Annotated in this window: 25 protein-coding genes; 15 read left to right on the forward strand and 10 right to left on the reverse strand. The window is 61.1% G+C overall.

Translation table 11 applies throughout. The annotated features are described in order from the left end of the window. Positions 1–67: 67 nt before the first annotated feature. On the reverse strand, positions 68–1567 hold the full coding sequence (locus EE36_RS13065; protein ID WP_005852974.1) for a CoA-acylating methylmalonate-semialdehyde dehydrogenase: 1500 nt from the start codon (positions 1565–1567) through the stop codon (positions 68–70). Between the two features lie 233 nt (positions 1568–1800). Here EE36_RS13065 and EE36_RS13070 point away from each other — a divergent pair, with 233 nt between their 5' ends. From EE36_RS13070 to coaD, 3 genes are all read left to right on the forward strand, one after another. Beyond that, positions 1801–2697, forward strand: coding sequence for a LysR family transcriptional regulator (locus tag EE36_RS13070; protein WP_005852976.1), 897 nt, complete (start codon positions 1801–1803; stop codon positions 2695–2697). Positions 2698–2757: 60 nt separating this feature from the next. After that, positions 2758–3192 (forward strand): CBS domain-containing protein, encoded by a 435-nt coding sequence (locus EE36_RS13075; protein ID WP_005852978.1) that lies wholly within the window; start codon positions 2758–2760, stop codon positions 3190–3192. A gap of 83 nt (positions 3193–3275) precedes the next feature. Next, positions 3276–3770, forward strand: coding sequence for a pantetheine-phosphate adenylyltransferase (gene coaD, locus EE36_RS13080; protein ID WP_005852979.1), 495 nt, complete (start codon positions 3276–3278; stop codon positions 3768–3770). 3 nt (positions 3771–3773) lie between these two features. On the opposite strand, the gene gap (EE36_RS13085) is transcribed toward coaD, so the two are convergent. The 3 genes from gap (EE36_RS13085) to gap (EE36_RS13095) form a co-directional block, all read right to left on the reverse strand. Continuing rightward, positions 3774–4775: a type I glyceraldehyde-3-phosphate dehydrogenase gene (gap, locus tag EE36_RS13085; protein ID WP_005852980.1), complete on the reverse strand. Its 1002-nt coding sequence runs from the start codon at positions 4773–4775 to the stop codon at positions 3774–3776. Positions 4776–4888: 113 nt separating this feature from the next. After that, complete coding sequence (locus tag EE36_RS17635; RefSeq protein ID WP_005852981.1) at positions 4889–5032, reverse strand: hypothetical protein; 144 nt, start codon at positions 5030–5032, stop codon at positions 4889–4891. Between the two features lie 64 nt (positions 5033–5096). Then, positions 5097–6098 (reverse strand): type I glyceraldehyde-3-phosphate dehydrogenase, encoded by a 1002-nt coding sequence (gene gap, locus EE36_RS13095; protein ID WP_005852983.1) that lies wholly within the window; start codon positions 6096–6098, stop codon positions 5097–5099. A 192-nt stretch (positions 6099–6290) separates the two neighbouring features. On the opposite strand from gap (EE36_RS13095), the gene EE36_RS13100 reads away from it, so the two are divergent. Together EE36_RS13100 and EE36_RS13105 are read left to right on the forward strand one after the other, a co-directional pair. Then, positions 6291–7286, forward strand: a complete 996-nt coding sequence (locus EE36_RS13100) for a DUF808 domain-containing protein (RefSeq protein WP_005852984.1) — start codon at positions 6291–6293, stop codon at positions 7284–7286. Between the two features lie 292 nt (positions 7287–7578). Beyond that, positions 7579–8625: a transketolase gene (locus EE36_RS13105; protein ID WP_254655584.1), complete on the forward strand. Its 1047-nt coding sequence runs from the start codon at positions 7579–7581 to the stop codon at positions 8623–8625. A gap of 145 nt (positions 8626–8770) precedes the next feature. Here EE36_RS13105 and tkt read toward each other — a convergent pair whose 3' ends face one another. Continuing rightward, on the reverse strand, positions 8771–10786 hold the full coding sequence (tkt, locus tag EE36_RS13110; protein WP_037944997.1) for a transketolase: 2016 nt from the start codon (positions 10784–10786) through the stop codon (positions 8771–8773). 248 nt (positions 10787–11034) lie between these two features. Between tkt and EE36_RS13115 the strand changes: the two genes are divergently transcribed. The 3 genes from EE36_RS13115 to EE36_RS13125 are packed head-to-tail and all read left to right on the forward strand — an operon-like array spanning position 11035 to position 12325. Then, a complete protein-coding gene (locus EE36_RS13115) occupies positions 11035–11535 on the forward strand; it encodes a hypothetical protein (protein ID WP_005852990.1) in 501 nt (166 codons plus the stop codon). Next, complete coding sequence (locus EE36_RS13120; protein ID WP_005852992.1) at positions 11535–11972, forward strand: cell division protein ZapA; 438 nt, start codon at positions 11535–11537, stop codon at positions 11970–11972. The genes EE36_RS13115 and EE36_RS13120 overlap by 1 nt, the downstream gene beginning before the upstream one ends. Then, complete coding sequence (locus tag EE36_RS13125; RefSeq protein WP_005852994.1) at positions 11969–12325, forward strand: MliC family protein; 357 nt, start codon at positions 11969–11971, stop codon at positions 12323–12325. The genes EE36_RS13120 and EE36_RS13125 overlap by 4 nt, the downstream gene beginning before the upstream one ends. Before the next feature lie 104 nt (positions 12326–12429). On the opposite strand, the gene grxD is transcribed toward EE36_RS13125, so the two are convergent. The 3 genes from grxD to EE36_RS13140 are packed head-to-tail and all read right to left on the reverse strand — an operon-like array spanning position 12430 to position 13275. Then, positions 12430–12792: a Grx4 family monothiol glutaredoxin gene (grxD, locus tag EE36_RS13130; RefSeq protein WP_005852996.1), complete on the reverse strand. Its 363-nt coding sequence runs from the start codon at positions 12790–12792 to the stop codon at positions 12430–12432. Beyond that, the gene (locus EE36_RS13135) at positions 12789–13034 is read right to left on the reverse strand and encodes a hypothetical protein (protein WP_005852998.1); all 246 of its coding nucleotides are present in this window, start codon (positions 13032–13034) and stop codon (positions 12789–12791) included. Before EE36_RS13135 ends, grxD begins: the two co-directional genes overlap by 4 nt. A 4-nt stretch (positions 13035–13038) precedes the next feature. Continuing rightward, positions 13039–13275, reverse strand: a complete 237-nt coding sequence (locus EE36_RS13140) for a BolA/IbaG family iron-sulfur metabolism protein (RefSeq protein WP_005853000.1) — start codon at positions 13273–13275, stop codon at positions 13039–13041. 154 nt (positions 13276–13429) lie between these two features. Here EE36_RS13140 and EE36_RS13145 point away from each other — a divergent pair, with 154 nt between their 5' ends. The 6 genes from EE36_RS13145 (at position 13430) to EE36_RS13170 (ending at position 21656) form a co-directional block, all read left to right on the forward strand. Then, the gene (locus EE36_RS13145; RefSeq protein WP_005853001.1) at positions 13430–14398 is read left to right on the forward strand and encodes an XdhC family protein; all 969 of its coding nucleotides are present in this window, start codon (positions 13430–13432) and stop codon (positions 14396–14398) included. Next, the gene (locus EE36_RS13150; RefSeq protein WP_005853003.1) at positions 14395–15378 is read left to right on the forward strand and encodes a molybdopterin-binding protein; all 984 of its coding nucleotides are present in this window, start codon (positions 14395–14397) and stop codon (positions 15376–15378) included. Before EE36_RS13145 ends, EE36_RS13150 begins: the two co-directional genes overlap by 4 nt. Positions 15379–15509: 131 nt before the next feature. Then, entirely contained in the window at positions 15510–15995 is a 486-nt protein-coding gene (locus EE36_RS13155) for a (2Fe-2S)-binding protein (protein ID WP_005853005.1), read from the forward strand. A gap of 192 nt (positions 15996–16187) precedes the next feature. Continuing rightward, on the forward strand, positions 16188–18551 hold the full coding sequence (locus EE36_RS13160; protein WP_005853007.1) for a xanthine dehydrogenase family protein molybdopterin-binding subunit: 2364 nt from the start codon (positions 16188–16190) through the stop codon (positions 18549–18551). Positions 18552–18704: 153 nt separating this feature from the next. Continuing rightward, positions 18705–19496, forward strand: a complete 792-nt coding sequence (locus tag EE36_RS13165; RefSeq protein ID WP_005853008.1) for a xanthine dehydrogenase family protein subunit M — start codon at positions 18705–18707, stop codon at positions 19494–19496. 162 nt (positions 19497–19658) lie between these two features. Continuing rightward, complete coding sequence (locus tag EE36_RS13170) at positions 19659–21656, forward strand: OmpA family protein (protein WP_005853010.1); 1998 nt, start codon at positions 19659–19661, stop codon at positions 21654–21656. A 79-nt stretch (positions 21657–21735) separates the two neighbouring features. Here EE36_RS13170 and infC read toward each other — a convergent pair whose 3' ends face one another. After that, on the reverse strand, positions 21736–22284 hold the full coding sequence (infC, locus tag EE36_RS13175) for a translation initiation factor IF-3 (RefSeq protein ID WP_037944998.1): 549 nt from the start codon (positions 22282–22284) through the stop codon (positions 21736–21738). Between the two features lie 217 nt (positions 22285–22501). On the opposite strand from infC, the gene EE36_RS13180 reads away from it, so the two are divergent. Continuing rightward, entirely contained in the window at positions 22502–23284 is a 783-nt protein-coding gene (locus tag EE36_RS13180) for a hypothetical protein (protein WP_005853014.1), read from the forward strand. 111 nt (positions 23285–23395) lie between these two features. Here EE36_RS13180 and EE36_RS13185 read toward each other — a convergent pair whose 3' ends face one another. Continuing rightward, positions 23396–24232, reverse strand: a complete 837-nt coding sequence (locus EE36_RS13185) for a ferredoxin--NADP reductase (protein ID WP_005853016.1) — start codon at positions 24230–24232, stop codon at positions 23396–23398. Between the last annotated feature and the right edge of the window lie 6 nt (positions 24233–24238).

Below are 24238 nucleotides of genomic sequence, written 5' to 3' on the forward strand. Positions count from 1 at the left end.
AAGCATGCACGTGGGCGTCGCGCAAGCACCCTCCGGCGGGGGAGCCGCCGGAGGGCGAGGAAGGGGCTTATTCCATCGGCTTGAAGTTGAACTCGCCACCTTCTTTGATGCCCGAGGGCCAGCGCGAGGTCACGGTTTTGGTGCGTGTGTAGAATTTGAACGCATCCGGCCCGTGCTGGTTCAGGTCGCCAAAGACCGATTTCTTCCAGCCGCCAAAGGTGTGATAGGCGAGCGGCACGGGAATCGGCACGTTGATCCCGATCATGCCGACGTTGACGCGCGCCGCAAAGTCACGCGCCGCGTCGCCGTCACGGGTAAAGATCGCGGTGCCGTTGCCCATTTCGTGATCCATCGCAAGGCCAAGCGCCTCTTCATAGGTTTTGGCGCGGACGGTGGACAGAACCGGCCCGAAGATCTCGTGCTTGTAGATGTCCATATCGGGGGTGACGTTGTCAAAGAGGTGCGGGCCGACAAAGAAGCCTTCCTCGTAGCCTTGCAGCTTAAAGTCGCGCCCGTCGACAACCAGCGTGGCCCCCTGATCGACGCCAGTTTGTACCAGCCGTTCGATATTTGCCTTCGCGGCTGCGGTGACCACGGGGCCGTAATCGACGTCATTGCCCGAGGTATAGGGCCCGACTTTCAGCTTCTCGATGCGCGGCACCAGCTTTTCGATCAAACGGTCGGCGGTTTCCTCGCCCACAGGCACAGCGACCGAGATCGCCATGCAGCGTTCGCCCGCCGCGCCATAGCCAGCGCCGATCAGCGCGTCCGCGGCCTGGTCCAGATCGGCGTCCGGCATGATGATCATGTGGTTCTTGGCGCCGCCAAAGCATTGGACGCGTTTGCCATTCGCGCAGCCCGTGCCGTAGATATATTCGGCGATGGGGGTGGAGCCGACAAAGCCCACCGATTGAATGACAGGGTGATGCAGGATCGCGTCAACCGCTTCCTTGTCGCCATTGACGACCTGAATGATACCTTTGGGCAGACCCGCTTCTTCCAGCAGTTCGGCCAACATCAGGGGCACGGATGGATCACGCTCGGACGGTTTGAGGATGAAGGCGTTGCCGCAGACGATGGCGGGGGCGAACATCCACATGGGGATCATGGCGGGGAAGTTGAACGGCGTGATGCCTGCGGAGACGCCAAGGGGCTGACGCATGGAATACATGTCGATGCCGGGGCCCGCGCTGTCGGTGAAATCGCCTTTCAGCAGCTCGGGCGCACCGATGCAGTATTCCACCACTTCCAGACCGCGCTGCACGTCACCGGCGGCGTCGGGCAGGGTCTTGCCGTGTTCGCGGCTCAGCGCTTCGGCGAGCTTGTCCATATCGCGGTTCAGCAGGTCCACGAACTTCATCATCACCCGCGCCCGACGCTGGGGGTTCACCGCGGCCCATGCGGGTTGCGCGGCCATGGCGTATTTCACGGCTTGATCCATTTCGGACTCGTTGGCCAGCGGCACCTTGGCCTGCACTTCGCCGGTTGCGGGGTTGTACACGTCGGCAAAGCGGCCTGACGTGCCTTTGACGTGGGCACCGTTCAGGTAATGGGTCAACTCTTGCATGGAATGCTCCTTCTGTGCGTTTGGCGGCAGGTTAGGCTTGCAAAAAACAAAGCAAAAGAGGCATGGCGTCAAAATCGTTTTGCATTATTGCAAAGCCTTGCGCGGGCTGAAAGGGTAGGGTGGGGCGCTGCCCCCGTCCTTCGGACGTCCCCGGAGTTTACGGGCAAAATCCCGGAGTTTACGGGCAAAATGAAGTCTATGCAGAAAACGAAGCGTGAAAGGAGCCGTGGCCGATGATGGGAAACTGGGACGACCTGCGGCTGTTTCTGGCCGTCGCGCGCGAGCAGAGCCTATCGGGCGCGGGGAAGCTGTTGCGGTTGGACCCAGCGACTTTGGGGCGACGCATGGCGCGGCTGGAAAAGACCATGCAGGCGGTATTATTCGTGAAATCGCCCTCGGGCTACGCGCTGACCGAGGCGGGCGTGCAGTTGCTGGCGCGCGCCGAAGCCGCAGAGCAGGCGATGCGGCAGGCCACGGCGGATGTGGTCGTGCCGTCGGACCAATTGGCAGGGCAGATCAGGATCGGGGCACCCGACGGCTGCGCCAATTATCTACTGCCACAGGTCTGCGCCCGTTTGGTGGCGGATAATCCGGGGCTCGATATCCAGATTGTCGCCCTGCCGCGGGTGTTCAACCTGTCGCGGCGCGAGGCGGATATGGCGATCGGGGTCAGCGCGCCCACGGCGGGGCGGCTGGTTGTGCAGAAAATCGCCGACTACCAGCTGCATCTTGCCGCCGCTGACAGCTATCTTGCCGCGCGTCCCGCGATCCGGACCGTTGCAGACCTGCAGGGGCACCGGTTGGTGGGGTATATCCCCGACATGATCTTTGATCGCGAGCTTGATTATCTGGCGGAGCTTGGCATGACGCGGGTGCCTTTGGCCTCTAATTCCGTGTCCGTTCAGGTGAATATGATCCGGCAAGGGGGCGGCGTCGGGATTGTGCATGATTTCTCGCTTCCTGCGACGCCGGGGGTGACGCGCATCCTGACCGGTGACGTGCATCTGAGCCGCGCCTTTTATTTGATTCGCCACGAAGACGACCGGCGCAATCTGCGTCTGAGCCGCTTTGCGGAAGCTCTGGCGCAGGGCGTCCGCGCCGAAGTGGCGAAACTGGAGGCAATTGCTTGACACGCAACAGTATTAAAGGGAACCTGACCTATAGGTAATATTCTTGCGAAGGGGCCGACCATGCTAGTTTCCCAAATCCTGAAAACCAAAGCGGATGACAGTGTTACGACGGTAAAACCGGGCACGCGTATCTCGCAGGCGGCGGCGATGTTGTCGGAAAAGCGGATTGGGACCCTGGTCGTGTCGGCGGACGGCAAAACGCCCGATGGTATCCTGTCAGAGCGTGACATCGTGCGCACCCTTGGCCGCGAGGGCGGCGGCTGTCTGGACGACACCGTAGAGGCGCTGATGACGCGCGATTTGATCACCTGCGCCAAGGATGAAACCGCGGATGATATCCTTGCCAAGATGACGCAAGGCCGCTTTCGCCACATGCCTGTTTTGGAGGATGGGGTTCTGATCGGCCTCATCTCTTTGGGGGATGTGGTCAAGGCCCGCCTGATGGAGCTTTCGATGGAGAAAGACGCCCTGGAGGGGATGATCAGGGGCCACTAGCCCACCGAAATTGGCGTTGCATCTTCGCGGTGTAAATGCTTGCTTGCACTTCGAATAACGACTTGAAATGACTGGACTCTCCCATGCGCGTAGGCCTTTACCCCGGCACCTTCGACCCTATTACTTTGGGTCACATCGACATCATCCGGCGGGCGGCGACGCTTGTTGATAAACTGGTGATCGGGGTCGCGATCAACCGCGACAAGGGGCCATTGTTCGAGCTGGAAGAGCGTGTCGCCCAGATCGAAGAGGAATGCCGCAAGCTGAACCAGGAGACCGGGACAGAGATCGTGGTGCATCCCTTCGAGAACCTGCTGATCGATTGTGCCCATGATGTGGGGGCACAGATGATCATCCGCGGGCTGCGTGCCGTGGCGGATTTCGAGTACGAGTATCAGATGGTGGGGATGAACCGTAAGCTGGATGACAGCGTCGAGACGGTCTTCTTGATGGCAGAGGCCGAGCATCAGGCGATTGCCAGCCGTTTGGTCAAGGAAATCGCCCGGCTTGGCGGGGACGTCAGCAAGTTTGTGACGCCCGCCGTCAATGCCGAGCTGTTAAAGCGTTTTTCGCAGTAACGATCAGAGGGTTTTCGCAACCTCGCGCGAGGTGTCGAGCATACGGTTCGAGAACCCCCATTCGTTGTCATACCAGCCCAGAACCCGCAGCTGTGTCCCGCTTTGGACAGAGGTCTGATCAAGGGCCACGACACAGGAATGTGAATCGTGGTTCAGGTCGATCGACACCAGAGGACGGTCAACCAGACCAAGGATGCCTTTCAGCGGGCCTTCGGCGGCGGTGCGCAGGGTGGCGTTGACCTCCTCCACCGTGGCTTCTTTCGACAGTTCGACCACCAGATCGACACAGGATACATTCGGTGTGGGCACGCGGATCGCGGTGCCGCCGATCAGCCCGTCAAGCTCGGGCAGCACTTTACCCAGTGTCTTGGCCGCACCGGTGGTGGTGGGGATCATCGACAGCGCCGCGGCGCGGGCACGGTACAGGTCGCTGTGGGCCGTGTCATGCACCGGCTGGTCGCCGGTATAGCTGTGGATTGTGGTCATATGGCCGTGCTTGATGCCGAAGGCGTCATGCAGGGTCTTGGCCAGCGGTGCCATGCAGTTGGTGGTGCAGGAGGCGTTGCTCAGCACCGTGTCTTCGGCGGTGATCAGATCGTGGTTCACACCGTAGACGATTGTTTTCATGGCGTCTTTACCGGGGGCAGAGATGACGACCCGTTTCGATCCATTCGCCAGATGTTTGGCCGCCGCCTCGCGCGTGGTGAAGATGCCGGTGCATTCCAGCACGATGTCCACATCGCCCCAAGGCAGGGCAGCGGGGTCGCGCTCTGCGGTCACGCGGATTGGGCCTTGGCCCACATCCATCGTGTTGTCGCCCAGGGTGACCGGACGGCCAAAGCGCCCGTGGACCGAGTCGAATTCGAACAGATGTGCGTTGGTTTCCAGCGGGGCGAGATCGTTGATCGCCACCACCTGCAAATCATCGTCGCCACGCTCCATCAGCGCGCGCAAAACATTACGACCGATACGGCCAAAGCCATTGATTGCCAATTTGGTAGCCATGGGGCGTCCTCCTGAATTTGATAGCGCTAACATCGACATTTATGACAAAGAGTCAACCTGTGCAGGGCAATATTGCGCCGGAAGCGATCGGAGGGAAGGGGCCGACCGTCGGATCAGCGCCAGAACGCCACCCATTCGATCAGGTCGACAAATTTCTTGGTCAGGAAAATCAGATGTTCGCTGCCATAGATCAGCGCATCAATCCCCAGTGCGGTCAGCAGTACAGCAGCGAGAGAGACAGCGATGGGGGTGTCCATGGGGGCGGTGGTCCTTGCCTGCGGGTGGCCCAGATATGACAGGGCAACCCGCGCGTCGCAAGTCTTAGCCCAGTTTGCCCATGGCAACGGCGACATCGGCCATACGGACAGAGAAGGCCCATTCGTTGTCATACCACGCCAGGACACGCACCAGACGGTTGCCAACGACCTTGGTCTGGTCGGGCGCGAAGATCGACGAATGTTCGGTGTGGTTGAAATCGACCGACACTTTCTGTTCCGCATCATAGGCAAAGACCCGCGACGTCGGGCCGTTTGCAGCGGCGCGCATGGCCTCGTTGACCTCTTCAACCGTGACATCACGGCCTGCCATAAAGGTCAGGTCAACCGCGCTGACGTTTGGCGTTGGAACGCGCATGGCGGTGCCATCCAGCTTGCCTTTGAGCGCGGGCAGCACTTCGCCCAAGGCTTTCGCCGCACCGGTAGAGGTCGGGATGATCGCCATCGCAGCGGCGCGCGCGCGGTACAGGTCTTCGTGGCGGCGGTCCAGCGTCGGCTGGTCGCCGGTATAGCTGTGCACGGTGGTCATGATGCCGCTTTCGATGCCGAAGGCGTCATGCAGCGCCTTGGCCATCGGGGCCAGACAGTTGGTGGTGCAAGACCCGTTCGATACCATCGTGTCCGAGGCCTGCAATTCGCCGTCGTTCACGCCGTAGACCACCGTGCGGTCGACGTTCTTGCCCGGTGCCGACAGCAACACGCGTTTCGCGCCCTGATCCAGATGCACCTTTGCCAGCAGCCCGTCGTTGAACTTGCCCGTGCATTCCAGCACGACGTCGCACCCTTCCCAGTTCAGCTCGTTCATCTGGTAGGTCGACATAACCTCCATCTCTCCGCGCCCCAGATCCAGTGTGCCGTTGCCGACTTTGACGTCATTGGGAAAACGCCCGTGGACGGAATCGTATTTGATCAGATGTGCCGCAGTCTCCAGCGGGCCGGTCGCGTTGATGCGCACCACCTCGATGTCATCCCGGCCCGACGCCGCGATATGTGACAGGGTGCAGCGGCCGATGCGGCCAAATCCGTTGATACCGACTTTGATGGTCATGGGGGCGTCCTTTGGCAAAGATCTGGAACTTTGCCGGTTCTATATCTGGTGGTCGTGAACAGGGGAAAGGGCTAAAACCCCCTAATTTCCGTATGTTAGCGATAAATATTCGTGTTAGCGATAACCCTCAGATCGGCTTTGCCTTCTGCCTGCCCTGCGCTACCCTTACGCCAACAAATATGGAGAGACTGAATGAGCGGCCTATTAGCCCTGTTGGATGATGTAGCAGCGATTGCAAAAGTGGCCGCGGCCAGCGTGGATGATGTGTTCGGCCAGGCCGCCAAGGCCAGCGCCAAGGCCGCGGGTGCTGTCATCGACGACGCCGCCGTGACCCCGAAATACGTCAGCGGCTTCGAGGCCAACCGCGAGCTGCCGATCATCTGGCGCATCACCAAAGGGTCGCTGAAGAACAAGCTGGTCTTCTTGTTGCCCGCCGGTTTGCTCCTGTCGAATTTCGCGCCATGGTTGATCGCGCCCTTGTTGATGTTGGGGGGGGCCTACCTGTGTTTTGAAGGCGCTGAAAAGATCGCCCATGCGCTTGGGGTTGGGGGAAAAGGCCACGAGGATCATCCCCCCGGTGCCGATGAAAAGGTAATCAAGGACCCTGCCAAGCTGGAAGAGCAAAAGGCCAAAGGTGCGATCAAGACCGACTTTATCCTCTCGGCCGAGATCATGACCATCGTGCTGTCAAACCTCGAGGTGTCAAATTTCTGGATGGAGGCAGGCGCTTTGGCCGCCGCCGCCGTGATCATCACGGTCGCGGTCTATGGCTCCGTCGCGCTGATCGTAAAGATGGATGATGTGGGACTTTATATGGCCAAGAACGGCAATCTCGGCCTGACCCGTGGTCTGGGTCGCGGGATCGTGCGCGGCATGCCGTGGTTCCTCAAGGCGCTGACCATTATCGGGACGGCGGCCATGCTCTGGGTCGGCGGATCGATCATCGTGCACGGTATGGAAGAGCTTGGCTTCGGCGCGCTTGGCCACCTGATCCACGACTACGCCGTCGCTTTCGGCCATATGGTGCCGGTCGCGTATGAAGGTGCCGCCGAATGGATCGCCAAAGCCGCAATGGACGGTGTGTTTGGTCTGGCCCTTGGGCTGGTGCTGATCCCCGTCGGCGAAAAGATCATCACCCCGCTGTGGCGCGCGGTCTTCAACCGCAAGGATGCCGGCGCACACGCGTAAACGGGGCGTATATGAGGGAGAGGAAGGGGGCGCAGGTTGCGTCCCCTTTTTTTATGGCTTGCCGGGGTTAATCGTTGGCGCACCTACGAACCTTGCCTATGAAGACAATCCCTAGGTTCGAATGCGGGCTGCGGAAGGAAAAGCCCTTGAGGCTGTCATGCGGTGGAACATTTGCCGCGCCTTGTCGGTTGAGCGGTAAGGCATGGGACGCCATAACGTTCACCCCGACATGTCCATTTTTGAAACTCGGTGCTGGATGCTTGATCCGCCACTCTGATATGGAGGTCTTTTCGTGAAATTCACCCCCCTCGCATGTGCGACCATTCTGGCTTGCGCCGTAGCGCCCGTTCTAAACGCAGGGGTCGCGTTGCCCAGTGCGACAATGTCTTCCCTGACCGTGCCTATGGGGCAGGACTCCCAGATCGTGAAGATCAAAAACGACAAGGAAAAAGGCCCCAAGAAGGCGAAGAAGGAAAAGCATAAGAAGGACAAGCACGGGAAGAAAGAGAAGAAACACAAGAAGAAACACGAGAAACAGGCCAAGAAGCTAGAGAAGAAGCTTGAAAAGCACGAAAAGGTAAAAGTGAAAGTCAAACGGTCGAAGGAGGATCGTTCGCGTATTTCAAACGAGGTTCTCGAAGTGCGCGCACCTGAAGGTCGTGACATGAGCGTGCTACTTGGTGCCGTGCCACTCGCGCTCTTGGGCTCTCAAATCGCCTTTGCTGATGTCCCCGAAGATAAACGGCTGACCTATCGCAACTGCCCACCGGGCCTTGCAAAAATGGACCCACCTTGCGTACCCCCTGGACTTGCCAAAAAAGGCGTGACCTATGAGGAATGGGTGGCATACGACGATAAGCAGCTTGACGCCATCTACCTTGATCAGCGTACGGAATTCTTGGATCGGGACATTGTCATTGGTGACGAAAGGGTGCCGGATCGGGACGTGGTTGTCGAAGAAGATGCAAATCGTGACGTCGTCCTTGACGACGATACCCTGTTGCTCAGCTCGGAACAGATTGCATCGCTTTACGATCTTCGCCCCGCACCGGCAGGCAAGCGCTACGCGTTGATCGATGGCCAGCCTGTGTTGCTCACCCAAGAAGATTACACATCGCTACTGCGGATCAATGAATTGGCGCGGGTTGAAAACCTACCAGACGGCGTGCGCATAGCACCTACAGCGGCGTTGACGCAGAACGAATTGCGCCAAACCTACAAATTGCCACAGCTTGAGACCGGCAATAACTATGCTGTTGTGAATGGTGAACTGGTGACGTTGCAGGACAGCGCATTCGAAACATTGCAACTTATCCGGATCGCGCGCGCCATTTTTTGAGGCCACGCTGAAGCTAGGCCAAGGGGCATGTGCCACGCCTCTCGCAGCTTTTGCCAGGGTCAGACGGCCCGCAACATTGTGGTACAAAAATAGAAAGGGGGAGCAAAATGCTCCCCCTTTTTCGTTGTGACTGTATCCGTTCAGATCACAGCAGCGCTTTGGCCTTGTCGGCAACGTTCTGCGGGGTGATGTCGAACTTTTCGAACAGCTCTTCTGCGGGGGCGGAGGCACCGAAGCGGTCCATGCCGACGAAATCGGCCTTGTTCCACTTGCCACGCTCGCCGGTGAGCCAGCGGTCCCAGCCTTGGCGTACGGCGGCTTCGACGCCGACGCGGACAGGGCCGGCGGGGAGGACGCGGCGGCGGTAGGCTTCGTCTTGGGCGGCGAACAGCTCCATGCAGGGCATGGACACGACGCGTGTGCCGATGCCTTCGGCTTGCAGCAGGTCACGGGCTTTCAGCGCGATCTCGACTTCAGAGCCGGTGGCGATCAGGATGACCTGACGTTTGCCTTCCGCGTCCGCCAGAACATAGGCCCCCTGTTCGGTGAGGTTCTTGTTCTTGTGCTCAAGCCGCACGGTGGGCAGGCCCTGACGGGTCAGCGACAGCACCGACGGTGTCTTCTTGCTGCTCAGCGCGATTTCCCAGGCCTCGGCTGTTTCAACCGTGTCAGCGGGGCGGAACACATAGGTGTTGGGTGTCGCGCGGCTGATGGCCAGATGCTCGACGGGTTGGTGTGTCGGGCCGTCTTCGCCCAGACCGATGCTGTCGTGGGTCATGACAAACACGCTTGGCACCTGCATCAGCGCGGCAAGGCGCATGGCGGGGCGGGCGTAGTCGGTGAAACACATGAACGTGCCGCCGTAGGGGCGGATACCGCCGTGCAGCGCCATGCCGTTCATCGCAGCGGCCATGCCGTGTTCGCGGATCCCCCAGTAGACATAACGCCCACCACGGTTATCCACATCAAACACGCCCAGATCAGCGGTCTTTGTGTTGTTCGAACCGGTCAGGTCAGCCGAACCGCCCACGGTTTCGGTATAGAGCGGGTTCAACACCTCGAGCGTCTTTTCGCTGCTGGCGCGGGTGGCAAGTTTCGGCGCGTTTTCCGACGTCTGCTTTTTGAACGCCTTGATCGTCGCGCTCAGCTTCTTGGGGGCGTCACCGGCCAGCGCGCGGTTGAACTCTTCACGCTTTGTGCGCGACATGGCGTCGAAACGCTCTTCCCAGGCGCGGCGGTCGTCTGCGCCGCGTTTGCCGATCTCTTCCCAGGCGGATTTCACGTCGGCGGGGACTTCGAACGGGCCGGTTGTCCAGCCATAGGCGGCTTTGGCGGCGGCCATTTGGTCCGCGTCGGTCAGCGCGCCGTGACCTTTGGACGTGTCCTGTGCGGCGTGACCAAGCGCGATATGCGTTTTGCAAGCAATCATCGTGGGCAGATCGGATTTGCGCGCCTCGGTCAGGGCGGCGTCGATCTCGTCGGGGTTGTGGCCGTCGATCTCGATGACGTGCCAGTCCGCCGCCTTGAACCGCGCGACCTGATCCACTTTGTCCGAGAGCGATACCGGCCCGTCGATGGTGATGTCGTTGTTGTCCCACATCACGATCAGCTTGCTCAGCTTGTGGCGGCCGGCAAGGGCAATCGCTTCGTGGCTGATGCCCTCCATCAGGCAGCCGTCACCCGCGATCACATAGGTGAAGTGGTCGACGATCTTCTTGCCGTATTGCGCGCGCTGGATTTCCTCGGCCATGGCAAACCCGACAGAGTTCGCGATCCCCTGACCCAGCGGGCCGGTGGTGGTTTCAATCGCATCGGCCAGGAAGTTTTCAGGGTGTCCCGCGGTGCGTGCGCCCATCTGGCGGAAGTTCTTGATCTCTTCGAGGGGGAATTGCTCGTAGCCGGTCAGGTGCAGCAGCGAATAGATCAGCATGGACCCGTGGCCGGCCGACAGGATAAAACGGTCGCGGTCAGGCCACAGCGGGTTGGACGCGTCGAACTTCAGGTGCTTTTCAAACAAGACAGTGGCAACATCCGCCATGCCCATCGGCATGCCCGAGTGGCCGGAATTGGCGGCGGCGACAGCGTCCAGCGTCAGGGCGCGAATGGCGGTCGCTTTGGACCAATGGGCGGGATGGGCTTTGGCGAGGGCGTTCAGATCCACGGTGCAAGCTTCCTTATAAGGGGGAAAAGGGATTGCGCGGATCAATACCAGCCACCCCGCAAAGATCAAGGCCCAGAGGGCATCGCCCGCAGCAGAGCTTTTCCGCCGGGCCAAGGCATTGTTCTTAAAGGGGCAGTATTCCGCCTTTGGTTTCGGTAGGATCAGCGGAAACCACGTTGACCAGCGATTCGATGGTTGGCAAACTGCATTTTACGACTGACATACGACGTTTTACGAGGAACCCTGCGATGAGCGACATAGAACACTTGCAAGGCCGTATTCTGGCGGCGCTTGAAAGGGCATCGCGCGGAGCTGACAAACTGGCCGTCGCCAAGGCGGAGGTCCCCGATCTTTCGGAAGAACTGGCGCAGGAACGCGCTGTCAACGCAGAGCTTTCTGAACAGGTCACTGCCCTGAAAAAGCGGCTGGACGATGAAACCGCCCATCTGCGGGCTGAACTGGCCACAGCACAGGCGCGCAACAACAGTGCGGCCGCGGCACAGGCCCAGACCGAAAAGCTTGATCTGGAAATCCAGCGGGTGCGCCGCGCCAATGCGCAACTGGCCGATGCCTGCGCTGCGCTGCGCGCAGCCAATGCCGAAGGGGTGGGGGACGCCGATCTGATCAATGCCGCCTTGCAGGCAGAGCTTGACGCGCTGCATGCCGCCCGTCGCGCCGATGTGGCAGAGGCGGACGCGATCCTCTCTGTTCTTACCCCGCTTGTTCCCACTGCCGAGGAGTCTGCCTGATGCCCGAAGTTTCCATCTCTATCGGCGGTCGCCAATTCGAAGTTTCCTGCCAGGAGGGCGAGGAAGACTACCTGCACGCCGCAGCCAAGATGCTCGACGATGAAGCGCAGGTGTTGTCGGATCAGGTGGGCCGGATGCCCGAAGCGCGGATGTTGTTGATGGCGGGCCTGCTGCTTGCCGATAAAACCGCCAGCGTCGAGGATAAGATCAAGGAAGCCCGCGCCGAACTGGCAGAGCGTGAGGCAGAACTTGCAAGCCTGCGCAATGTCGTGGTGGAGCCCGAGCGGATCGAGGTGCCTGTCATCCCGCAAAGCGTCACCGACAGCCTAGCCGAAATGGCCGCCCGCGCCGAAGCCTTGGCGAGCGAGATCGAAGACAAGGCTAAAGACAGGGCCCGAGACAAGGCCCGAGATAAGGCCCAAGACGGGGCCCAGTGACCCTGCCGCGCGCCATCGCATTCGGGGCCGCGGCGGCGTGGTGGCTCGGGGTAGGGGGCAGCGCTTTGGCGCAGGCCATGCCGGTCACTGCCACCTATATCTGCGAGCGCGGGGTCGAGGTGCCAGTTTCCTATACCACCCCCGAACACGGGGAGGCGACGGCTGTGCTTTATGTGGAAAACCGCATGGTCACGCTGGTCCGGACCCGCGCGGCATCAGGGGCGCGCTATGCATGGCCCTCGGACGGTTCTGGCTATGTCTGGTGGACCAAGGGGGAAGCCGCGACGCTATTCTGGCATGATGCGGCGGCGGAAGAAGATGTCACGCTCTACGCGGCGTGTCAGGCGCGGTGACGCGTTCTATGCAGGGCGCGCGCAGGTTTGCGTAGCGCGGTTCGGGTGCCCCTTGATCCAAGGCGCACCCGTTTTTTTGTCAGCCGACCGTTAGCTGTTAGCCGTTAGCCGTTGGCTTCGCGGATCTTGTCAGCTGCGTCCTTGTCGAAGGCGACGCCGTTGTCTTCCAGCAGCGTGTCCAACTCGCCCGACAACATCATTTCGGTGATGATGTCACAGCCGCCGACGAATTCGCCTTTGACGTAAAGCTGCGGGATGGTGGGCCAGTCAGAGAAATCCTTGATCCCCTGACGCAGCTCTTCGTCGGCCAATACGTTCACGTCGGTGTAGTCGACATTCATATAGTTCAACACGCCCGCCACACGGGACGAGAACCCGCACTGCGGCATCGTCTTGTTGCCCTTCATGAACAGCACAACATTGTTGGCGGTGATGGTTTCCTGAATTTGCGTCTTTGCGTCGGTCATTTCGATTTGTCCTTTGGTATAAAGCGTTTCGCGTATTCTTGAGGGTCGCGGGGGATGCGGTAGTTGGTCTGATGTCCGCCGCCGCCGCCACCCGAATGATAGGTCGCGTCAATTTCGTGATAGCCCTTGCCCGGCTTTGATCCGCGTTCGGTATCGCGTGTGTGTTTCAGCGCCTGTAGGCCGCGCAGAACCGCCACGATCAGCACCAAGACGCTGAGGATCAGGATCAGGATCGGGTCCACCGGATCAATCCGGCGCTTTGGTTGTCAGCGCCAGCGCGTGCAAATCGCCGTTCGATCCATCCATCCGGCCCTTGAGCGCGGCATAGACGGCACGTTGCTGTTGCACACGGTTCTGGCCACGGAAACTTTCGTCGATGATCATCGCGGCCATATGCACGCCGTCATTGCCTTCGACGGTGATCTTGGCGTTTGGAAAGGTCTCGCGCAGCAGGTCTTCGATTTCGCGGGCTTGCATGGGCATGTGTGGGGCGCTCCGTCTGGCATGTCATTGCCCAAGATGTAGTAGTGTGCAGGGCGGCGTGCAAGTTATCTCCCCGTTATCTCATTGAGCGGGGGCATGGGACGCCCTACATAAGAACAGTCGCCGCCGCGACAAGGTAAGGAGACCACCCGCCATGGAGATTTTCGAGAACGCACCGGAACGCGCCTATGCATGGGCGCAAGCGGGCCGCGGGGCCGCGCTGGCCACGGTGGTGGAGACATGGGGCTCTGCCCCGCGACGGGTTGGCGCGCAGCTGGCCATCGCCGCAGATGGCGAGATGCAGGGCTCTGTCTCGGGCGGTTGTGTCGAGGGGGCCGTGGTGGTCGAAGCGCTCGAGGCGATCGAGGACGGCACGCCGCGGTTGCTGGAATATGGCGTCAGCGATGGCGACGCCTTTGCCGTGGGGCTGGCCTGTGGCGGAAAGATTCGCGTATTGGTCGAACCTGTGGGCGAAAAGGCGATGCCGTTTGACGTTCTGGGCGACCTCGTCCGCGCCCGCGCCGCGCGCCAGCCCGTGGCCTATCAGGTGCCCCTGTCGGGCGGGGTGGGGCGCTTGGTCACGGGCGGCTATGCAGACCGCTTTCGCATGGACCGTTCCGGCGTTGAAGAGGATGGCGATACATTTGTCGCGATCCACAACCCGCCGCTGCGGCTGGTGATCGTCGGGGCGGTACATATCGCGCAAGCCTTGGTGCCCATGGCGCAGGTCGCGGGCTTTGACGCCGTGGTCATCGACCCGCGCGAGGCGTTTGGATCGCAAGCGCGTTTTCCCGATGCACAGGTGATCAACGACTGGCCGGACGCGGCGATGGACACTGTCGGCGTCGATACCCGCAGCGCCGTTGTGCTGCTGACCCACGACCCCAAACTGGACGACCCCGCGCTGCATATCGCACTCCGGTCCGACGCCTTCTATATCGGGGCGCTCGGATCGAAACGCACCCATGCCTCCCGCGTGGCACGGCTGGAAGAGGCGGGGTTTACCGCTGCCGACATCGCGCGCATCAACGGCCCCGTCGGGCTGGACATCGGGGCCGCCAGCCCGCCCGAGATCGCGGTGTCGATCCTGTCGCAGATGATCCAAGCCCTGAGAAAACCGTGAAGTTCGGCCCCATCGACACGGCGCAGGCCGAGGGTGCCGTGCTGGCCCATTCCATCGCATTGCCCTCGGGCCGTTTGCGCAAGGGGTTACGGCTAGAGCCCGCCCATCTTGCCGAGCTTCGGGCAGAGGGCATCGACAGCATCATTGTGGCGCAGCTCGCGTCAGGGGATGTGAATGAAAATACCGCGGCGGCACAAGTGGCGCAGGCCGTGCTGGCGGCGCATCCCCATCTGACGATGACGCGCGCCTTTACCGGCCGCGTGAACCTGCTGGCCGATGGGCCGGGGGTGGCGCAGCTGGATGTGGGCGCGCTTGAAGCGTTGAACGCCGTGCACCCGATGATCACGCTGGCCACGGTCCCGCCGTTCCAGCAGATGGCAGCGGGGGGCATGGTGGCGACGATCAAGATTATCTCTTACGCCGTCGCGCAAAGCGATCTTGCTGCCGCCTGTGATGCCGGACGCGGCGCGATCCGGCTGGTGCCGCCGCAAATCAAGGACGCGACGCTGATCATCACCGAGATTGACGGCGGGGCGGGCGACAAGGGCAAAAAGGCCATCGCAGACCGGCTCTCTGCGCTGGATGTGGATCTGAAAAAAGTCGTCATGGTCCCGCATGAGGTCACCGCCCTGCGCGATGCCATTGCCGCGGCGGATACGGCGCTGACGCTGATCCTCACAGGCTCTGCCACCTCTGACATTGATGACGTGGCCCCGCAGGCCCTGCGCGCCGCGGGCGGAGAGGTCTCGCGCTTTGGCATGCCGGTTGATCCGGGAAATCTGCTGTTTCTGGGGCAGATGGGCGATACGCCGGTGATCGGCCTGCCGGGCTGCGCGCGCGCGCCTGCGTTGAATGGGGCAGATTGGGTGCTGTCGCGTGTGATCTGCGGCATAGAGGTATCCCCGCGCGATATCGCCCGCATGGGGGTGGGTGGCCTGCTGAAAGAGATCGCCACCCGTCCGCAACCAAGACGCGGCTGACCGACCCTGACGCAAGGCCCGTCGCCGCGTCGCACCCGCGAAGTTCAACCCATGCGAAAAATTTCTGTTCTCAACGCCCCTTTGGCGTGCTTAACTCGACCCAACACATGACATAAAACGGGAGGAACATCATGACCGAGGTCAAAATGACCGTGAACGGCAAACCTGCATCCGGTGCCGTCGAAGGGCGCACGTTGCTGGCGTCATTCCTGCGCGAAAACCTGAGCCTGACCGGCACGCATATCGGCTGCGACACCAGCCAGTGCGGGGCCTGCGTGGTTCATGTCAACGGCGAGGCGGTCAAGGCCTGCACCATGCTCGCGGTCGAAGCGGACGGGGCCGAGGTCAAGACGATCGAATCCATGGCCAACCCCGATGGATCGCTGACAGTGATCCAACAGGCGTTTCAGGACCACCACGGGCTGCAATGCGGCTTTTGTACACCGGGCATGATCATGTCAGCCTCGGCGCTGCTGAAAGATAACCCCAAGCCGACCGAGGCAGAGGTCCGGCACTATCTGGACGGCAATATCTGCCGCTGCACCGGCTACCATAACATCGTCAAGGCGATCATGGCCGCATCCGGTCAGGACGTCAGCGCGCTGGCTGCCGAATAACCACCGTGCGACGTGCGGCCCTGTTGATGCAGGGGCGGGAGGACACGGCGCACCCATCCTGAAAACCGCGCTTTCCCACGCGAACGGGGAACCGCAGCAACCCATAGATTGACGACATAAGAATAAAGCCAAACGCAAAAGCCACATACGACGGTACGGACCCGATCCGTGCCCCATAGGGAGGAATTGACCATGCCAAAGGACGGCGGAATTGGTGCCAGCAGCAAGCGGCGCGAGGATATCCGGTTTTTGACCGGTGAGGGGAATTATACCGACGATATCAACCTGCACGGACAGGCGCATGTGTTCTTTCTGCGCTCGGATATCGCCCATGGGGTGCTGAATTCGGTCGATACATCCGCGGCAGAGGGGATGCCGGGGGTCGTGAAGATCTTTACCGGTGCCGATTTCGCCGAGGTCGGGTCGATCCCCTGCGGCTGGCAGGTCACGGACAAGCATGGCGCGCCCATGCAAGAGCCGCGTCACCCCGTGTTGGCCGAAGGCAAGGTCCGCCACGTAGGCGAACCGATTGCGGCTGTCGTGGCGGAAACCCTGTCGCAGGCCCGCGATGCGGCAGAGGCGATCGTCGTCGATATCACCGATCTGCCCGCCGTCATCGATATGAAGCAGGCCGTGCAGGAAGGCGCGCCCAAGGTTCATGACGATCTGACTTCGAACCTTTGCTACGATTGGGGCTTTGTCGAAGAGAACAAGGCCGCCGTGGACAAGGCTTTTGACGACGCAGCCCATGTCACCACGCTGGAACTGGTCAACAACCGTCTGGTCGCCAATCCGATGGAACCGCGCGTCGCCGTCGGCGACTATGCACGCGGGACAGGCGATCATACGCTTTACACCACCAGCCAGAACCCCCATGTGATCCGCCTGCTGATGGGGGCCTTTGTTCTGGGCATCCCCGAACACAAGCTGCGCGTCGTGGCCCCCGATGTGGGCGGCGGCTTTGGCACCAAGATTTTCCACTATCAGGAAGAGGCGTTCTGCACCTTTGCCGCCAAAGCCTGTAACCGTCCGGTGAAATGGACCTCCAGCAGGTCCGAGGCCTTCATGTCCGACGCCCACGGGCGCGACCATGTGACCAAGATCCAGATGGCGCTGGACGCAGACAATAACTTTACCGCGCTGCGCACGGACACTTACGCGAATATGGGGGCTTATCTGTCGACCTTCGCGCCGTCGGTGCCCACATGGCTGCACGGCACCTTGATGGCGGGCAACTACAAGACGCCACTGATCTATGTGAACGTAAAGGCCGTGTTTACGAATACCGTGCCCGTCGATGCCTATCGCGGCGCGGGCCGGCCGGAGGCAACCTATCAGCTGGAACGGCTGGTGGATAAATGCGCCCATGAGCTTGGGGTCGACCCGATTGCCTTGCGGCGGCAGAACTTCATCACCGAATTCCCCTATGCCACGCCGGTCGCGGTGGAATATGACACGGGCGATTATGTGGCCACGATGGACAAGCTTGAAGAGATCGCCGATTTCGCCGGTTTCGACGCGCGCCGCAAGGAAAGCGAGGCCAAGGGCAAGCTGCGTGGATTCGGCGTGAACTGCTATATCGAGGCGTGCGGCATCGCGCCCTCGAACCTTGTGGGGCAGCTTGGCGCGCGGGCGGGTCTGTATGAATCCGCCACCGTGCGGGTCAATGCTACGGGCGGTCTGGTCGTGATGACCGGCAGCCACAGCCACGGGCAGGGGCATGAAACCGCCTTCCCGCAGGTGATCGCCGAGATGATCGGTATCCCCGAAGAGATGGTCGAGATCGTGCATGGCGACACGGCCAACACCCCGATGGGGATGGGCACCTACGGCTCGCGCTCCCTTGCGGTTGGCGGGTCGGCCATGGTCCGTGCCACGGAAAAGATCATCGCTAAGGCCACCAAGATCGCGTCGCACCTGCTGGAAGCCTCGGAAGGGGATATCGAGCTGAAGGACGGGGCCTTTACCGTGGCGGGGACGGATAAATCCGTTGCTTGGGGGGATGTGACGCTGGCTGCCTATGTGCCGCATAACTACCCGCTGGAGGATATCGAGCCGGGTCTGGAAGAGACGGCTTTCTACGATCCGTCGAACTTTACCTATCCGTCCGGTGCCTATGCCTGCGAGGTCGAGTTGGACCCCGAAACAGGCCATGTCACCATTGACCGTTTTGCGGCGGCGGATGACTTTGGCAATATCGTCAACCCGATGATCGTGAGCGGTCAGGTCCACGGCGGGATCGCGCAAGGCATCGGGCAAGCGCTGATGGAGAATTGCGCCTATGACAGCGACGGTCAGTTGCTCAGCGCGTCCTACATGGACTACGCGATGCCACGGGCCAGCGATCTGCCGTTCTATACCGTTGACCATTCGTGCCAGACGCCCTGTACGCACAACCCCTTGGGCGTGAAAGGCTGCGGTGAGGCAGGGGCCATCGGATCGCCGCCTGCGGTGGTGAATGCGGTGTTGGACGCCATGCGATCGGGCGGTAAGGATGTCGGGCATATCGACATGCCTGTCACACCGGCGCGGGTTTGGGCGGCGATGAACGGTTAAGAGGATGAGACAAGGCGGGGGGCTGCATCTTCGCGCCGTGGCGCGAAAAAAATAGGTGCAGCGGGGGCCAGCCCCCGCGCCCCCGGAGTTTATTGGCAAAATGAAGAGAGGCGTTTGGGGCCAAGGCCCGCTCTGAGATTGGAAGGACGCAAGATGTATGATTTTGATGTAGTGAAACCCGCGACAGTGGCCGAGGCGGTCTCGGCATTGGGGCAGGACGAGGCGCAACCGCTAAGCGGCGGGCAAACGTTGATCCCCACGCTGAAGGCGCGCTTGGCGATGCCGTCGGTTCTGGTGTCGCTGAGCGGGATCGAGGACATGCGCGGCGTGCGTATGGGCGATGACGGTCGTCTGTGTATCGGTGGGGGTACCGTACATGCGACCGTCGCCAAAGAGGCAGAGGCACATTACCCCGGGCTGGCCAGTCTGGCCGCGCGGATCGGTGATCCGGCCGTGCGCAACCGTGGCACCATCGGCGGATCGGTCGCGAATAACGACCCCTCGGCCTGTTATCCGGCAGGGGTGCTGGCCAGCGGTGCGACGATTGTGACCAACGCGCGCGAGATCGCGGCGGATGATTTCTTTGAGGGGATGTTCGCCACCGCGCTGGACGAGGGCGAGATCATCACCGAAGTGCGTTTCCCGATCCCCGAGAAGGCGCATTACGAGAAATTCATCCAACCTGCCTCGCGCTTTCCGCTGGTGGCCGTGTTCGTGGCAAAATTCGCGGACGGTGTGCGGGTTGCTGTGACGGGTGCGTCGGAGGATGGCGTCTTCCGGTGGAGCGACGCAGAAGCCGCGCTGAGCGGGAGTTTTGCCGTGGATGCCCTGTCGGGGTTGAGCCTGCCCGGTGACGGCATGATCAGCGATCTGCACGGCAGTGGTGACTACCGTGCGCATCTGGTTGCTGTGATGACAAAACGGGCAGTTGCCGCGCTGACCTAAACCACTCGATACTTCAATGAAAACCGTCCCTTGGGAAACCTTGGGGCGGTTTTTTGCTGTCTGGATGATTATCACTTGCGCAGGGTTGGGAACGATTTTGCAGCACCGGTGTTGTGCCGTAACGCTGCCCGAACGGCGTCCATAACCCCGTGAGGATTAGGAATGTATAAACTTTTGAAATCGACGACCTCTTTGACCATGTGTTTGGCGCTGGCTTTGCCCACAGGTGGTTTTGCCCAGACAACAGAAAGCTGCGTGGCCGAAGGGGAGCAAACCGTGTTCCCATGCGTGCTGCCTGACGGCAGTGTCGTGGCGGATGCGGATCAGATGATGACTTTGCGTGCCGACGGCGATCTGGCGCAGGCCCTTGGTCTTGAGGCGGAAGCCCAGACCGAAGCGCAAGCCGAGCCCGATGCAGAAGCCGCCGCTGAAACCGTAGACGCCGCGGAAGAGCAGGCTGCCGCCGCCGCCGAAGCCGAAGCCGCTGCCACCGCAGAAGCCCAAGCCGCCGCGGAAGAGCAAGCCGCTGCCGACGCGGAGGCCGCCGCCGCTGCCGCTGAAGCAGAAGCTGCTGAGGCGCAAGCTGCAGCCGATGCAGAAGCCGCCGCCGCCGCGCAGGCCGCTGAACAAGAGGCCGCAGAAGCTCAGGCCGCTGCAGACGCACAAGCCGCCGAGGCCGAGGAAGCTGCTGCCGCCGAAGCGCAGGCCGAAGCAGAGCGTGAGGACGCGGTCGCCGCACAGATCGCCGCAGACGCTGAAGCCAAGGCAGCAGCCGAAGCCGAGGCAGAGCAAGACGCCGCTGCGGCGGCCGAAACCTCGGACAGCCCTGAAGCGCAGTCTGCCGAGACACAGGCAGAGGCCCCTGCCGCTGAAAGCGACGCTGGCGTAGAGGCAGAGGCGCAAGCTCAGGCAGAGCCGGCAGAGACTGAGTCGACCGAAGAAACCCAAGCCGAGACCGATGTGCCGGCAGACAGCTCTTCCGACACTGAAACGCAGGCGGAGGCCGACACCCAGCAGCAAACGGAAGAGCAGATCGCCGCTGATCTTGCCGCCGAACAGGCTGCGGAAGAGGCCCGTCAGGAACAGCGCGCCGCTGATGCAGCCGCTGCTGCCGAAGCCGCCGCCGCTGCTGACAGCGGTGAAGCCAAGGCCGACGTTGTGGTAGAAGAGATCACCGAAGAAGACACGCGCGCGTCGAATGAAGAATTTTCGACGGCCGTCACCGGTGACACCTCTGCCGAAGCCAATATGCAAGCCAAAAAGGATGACGACGACGGGCTGAGCAAGTTCGAGAAAGCCCTGCTTGTCGGCATCGGTGCCGTGGCTGTCGGGTCGATCCTGAACAACGGCTCGAAGGTCGTGAGCAACTCGGGTGACCGTCTGGTTGTTGAAGATCCGAATGGGGATCTGCGCGTTTTGAAAGACGATGATGCGCTTGTGCGTCAGGCCGGTGACGAAGTCCGCCGCGAGACGTTCAACGACGGTTCTTCGCGTACCACTGTGATCAAGCCCAACGGCAGCAAGATCGTGACCATTCTGGGTCGGGACGGCACCGTATTGCGCCGGATCAACGTCGATCCGCAGGGCAATGAATATGTGCTGTTCGATGACACCCAAGCCGAAGAACGTATCGTGGTGAACGAGCTGCCTCAGGTCCGCCCGCAGGCCAATACGCTGGCCAGCCAGCAGAACGAGGAAGCGCTGCGTGCCGCGTTGCAAACGCAGTTGCGTGGCGATCAGGCCCAGCGGTATTCGCTGCGTCAGGTGCGTGATGTCCGTCAGGTCCGTGCCCTGGCACCAGAGATCGAGCTGGACGCTGTGCGTTTTGCCACAGGGTCGGCTGCCATCCAGCCTGAACAGGCCCGTGCGCTGTCCAAGATCGGGACCGCGATCAGCAATGCCATCAAGGATGATCCGCGCACTGTGATCCTTGTGGAAGGGCACACCGATGCGGTTGGCAATGCGGGCTACAACCTTGCGCTGTCTGACCGTCGTGCCGAGACCGTTGCATTGGCCCTGACCGAGTATTTTGACGTGCCGCCAGCCAACCTGATCACCCAAGGCTACGGTGAAAGCGCGTTGAAAGTACCGACCGAGACCGCCGAACCCGCCAACCGTCGCGCGGTTGTGCGCAACATCACTGGTCTGCTGCGTCAGTAACCGCGACCTTCAAGACATAGAAAAGCCCCCGCAGGAAACTGCGGGGGCTTTTTGCGTCTCGGGACTGTAAGACCCGGAATTATTTGCTTGGCAGCGGCCCGATGAGCATGACCATCTGGCGGCCTTCCATCTTCGGGAAGTTTTCAACGCGGCCAACTTCTTTGGTGTCTTCGGCAACGCGTTCAAGCAGCTCGCGGCCAAGGTTCTGGTGGGCCATCTCACGACCGCGGAACCGCAGCGTGATCTTTACCTTGTCCCCATTGTCGAGGAACTTGAACACGTTACGCATCTTGACGTCATAGTCATTGGTATCGGTGTTCGGGCGGAACTTGACCTCTTTGATCTCGATGATCTTTTGCTTCTTGCGCGCTTCGGCTTCACGCTTTTGCGTCTCATACTTGAATTTGCCAAAGTCCATGATCTTGCACACGGGCGGGTTGGCATTGGGCGAAATCTCGACCAGATCAAGTCCGGCATCAACAGCCATTTCCATGGCGCGATCCGGTGTCACGACGCCGACGTTTTCCCCATCCGCACCGATCAGGCGGATTTCGTTGGCGCGGATGTTTTCGTTGATGCGCGGGCCGGTGTCTCTTTGCGGCGGCGCGTTATGCGGTCTGCGAGCGATGATGGTCGTCCTTTGATTGTTGTACTGATGTCGAGCACGGAAGGTAAACCTGCTCATGGTCTTCTTCAAGTCGCAAAATGGCGCATATACAGGGTAAAACCGCGTATTTTTGAGGGATTTACCCAAGGGGAAGCAGCGTATCGCGCATTTGACGCTATGTGTCGGCATATAGTATGTGCAGCAGGGGATTAACAAAGTTCAAAGGAACCACAGCATCATGAAAAACCTCATCTGGATTGTCATCGCAGGGGTGATCGCGCTTGGCGCGTACATGTTGTATTCGGGCCGTTCGGTCCAGGAGATTGCGACCGATGCGTCGGATGCCGTCAATGCTCCCGCCGCACTGGAAAGTGCGACCGAAGCTGTGGGCGACGCTGTCGAGGCGACAGAGGGCGCAGTGACCGAGGCGGTAGAAGCCACCACGGAGGCCGCGAATACCGCAGCCGACGCGCTGTCGGAAGCGGCCGAGGATGTGGCCGATGCCGCGGCCGAGGCGGGCGAGGATGCGATGAACGCGGGCAAGCAGATCGCCGAGGATGCAACGCAAGCGGCGAATGATACCGCAGAAGGCAACGCGGAGGTTTCCACCAGCGCAGAGGCCGATGCCATGGCTGCCAGCAGTTCAGAGGCAAGCGATGCCGCCAGCACCACACAAGCGGGCACGGCACCCGCCGCTGACCCGCAAGCCGAAGCAGACGCCGCAGCGGTTCAAGAGGAAGAAGCCGCCGCCGTGGCCGCGACAGATGCACAGGCGAACACAGATGCGGGGGCTGCTGCCGATACAGAAGTTCAGCCCGACGTCACCGCCGATGCCGACACGCCAGAGCAATTGACCACCGTCGATGGCTTTGATCTGGAGAAGGTGCAAACCATGATCGACACCTCTGATCTGCCCGCCACGCAGAAAGCGCTGCTGAAGCAAGGGCTGGTCACCGCCGGTGAAAACCCCGATGCCCTGCGCGCGATCCTCGCACGGATCCGCGAGGCGCTGGCGCTTTAATCGAGGCCCACGCAAAGCTGATCCGCCAGACATGAAAAAGCCGCGCCTCGAAAGAGAGCGCGGCTTTTGTTTTACCTGTGGTGCCCCTTGCAAGGGCACCGCTGCGTCGGATCAGCCGACAAAGGCCTTTTCAACGACGTAGTGTTTGGGGTCGGAGTTCGCCCCTTCCTCTAGCCCGAAACCTTCAAGCACGTCCTTGATATCCTTGTTGAATTCAAGGCTCCCGCACACCATGCCGCGATCGGTGTCGGCGCTGATACCGTCGATGCCGAGGTCTTTGAACACCGTGCCGTCCTGCAGCAGATTGGTGATGCGGCCCATCTTGGGGCTTTGCTCACGGGTGGTGGTAGGGTAATAGACCAGCTTGTCGCCGATCATCTCGCCGATCAGCGGATCATCGGCAAGGCTCTCGACCAGCGTGCGGCCATAGTCCAGCTCGGCCACATCGCGGGTGGTGTGGGTCATGATGATCTGGTCGAATTTCTCGTAGGTCTCCGGTTCGCGCAGCAGCGAGGCAAAGGGTGCAAAGCCCGTGCCGGTGGCGAAAAGCCACAGACGTTTGCCGGGCAGCAGCGCGTCATGCACCAGCGTGCCGACGGGCTTGGGCCGCAGGATGATCTGGTCGCCGGGCTGGATGTGTTGCAGCTTCGAGGTCAGCGGGCCGTCCTGCACCTTGATCGAATAGAACTCCAGCTCTTCGTCCCAGGAGGGCGAGGCGATGGAATAGGCGCGCAGCAGCGGCTTTTGCTTGCCCGTCTCGGGGTGCGGGTCGCCCATCAGGCCGATCATCACAAACTCGCCCGAGCGAAAGCGCAAGGATGCAGGGCGGGTCACGCGGAAGGAAAACAGCCGGTCCGTCCAGTGTTTGACAGAAGTCACGGTCTGCGCGTCAGGCAACGTGGGTACGGGTTTGGCGTCGGTTTGGGTCACTACATTCTGCTCGGTCATAATTTC

Source organism: Sulfitobacter sp. EE-36, from assembly GCF_000152605.1.
Lineage (GTDB): Bacteria > Pseudomonadota > Alphaproteobacteria > Rhodobacterales > Rhodobacteraceae > Sulfitobacter > Sulfitobacter pontiacus.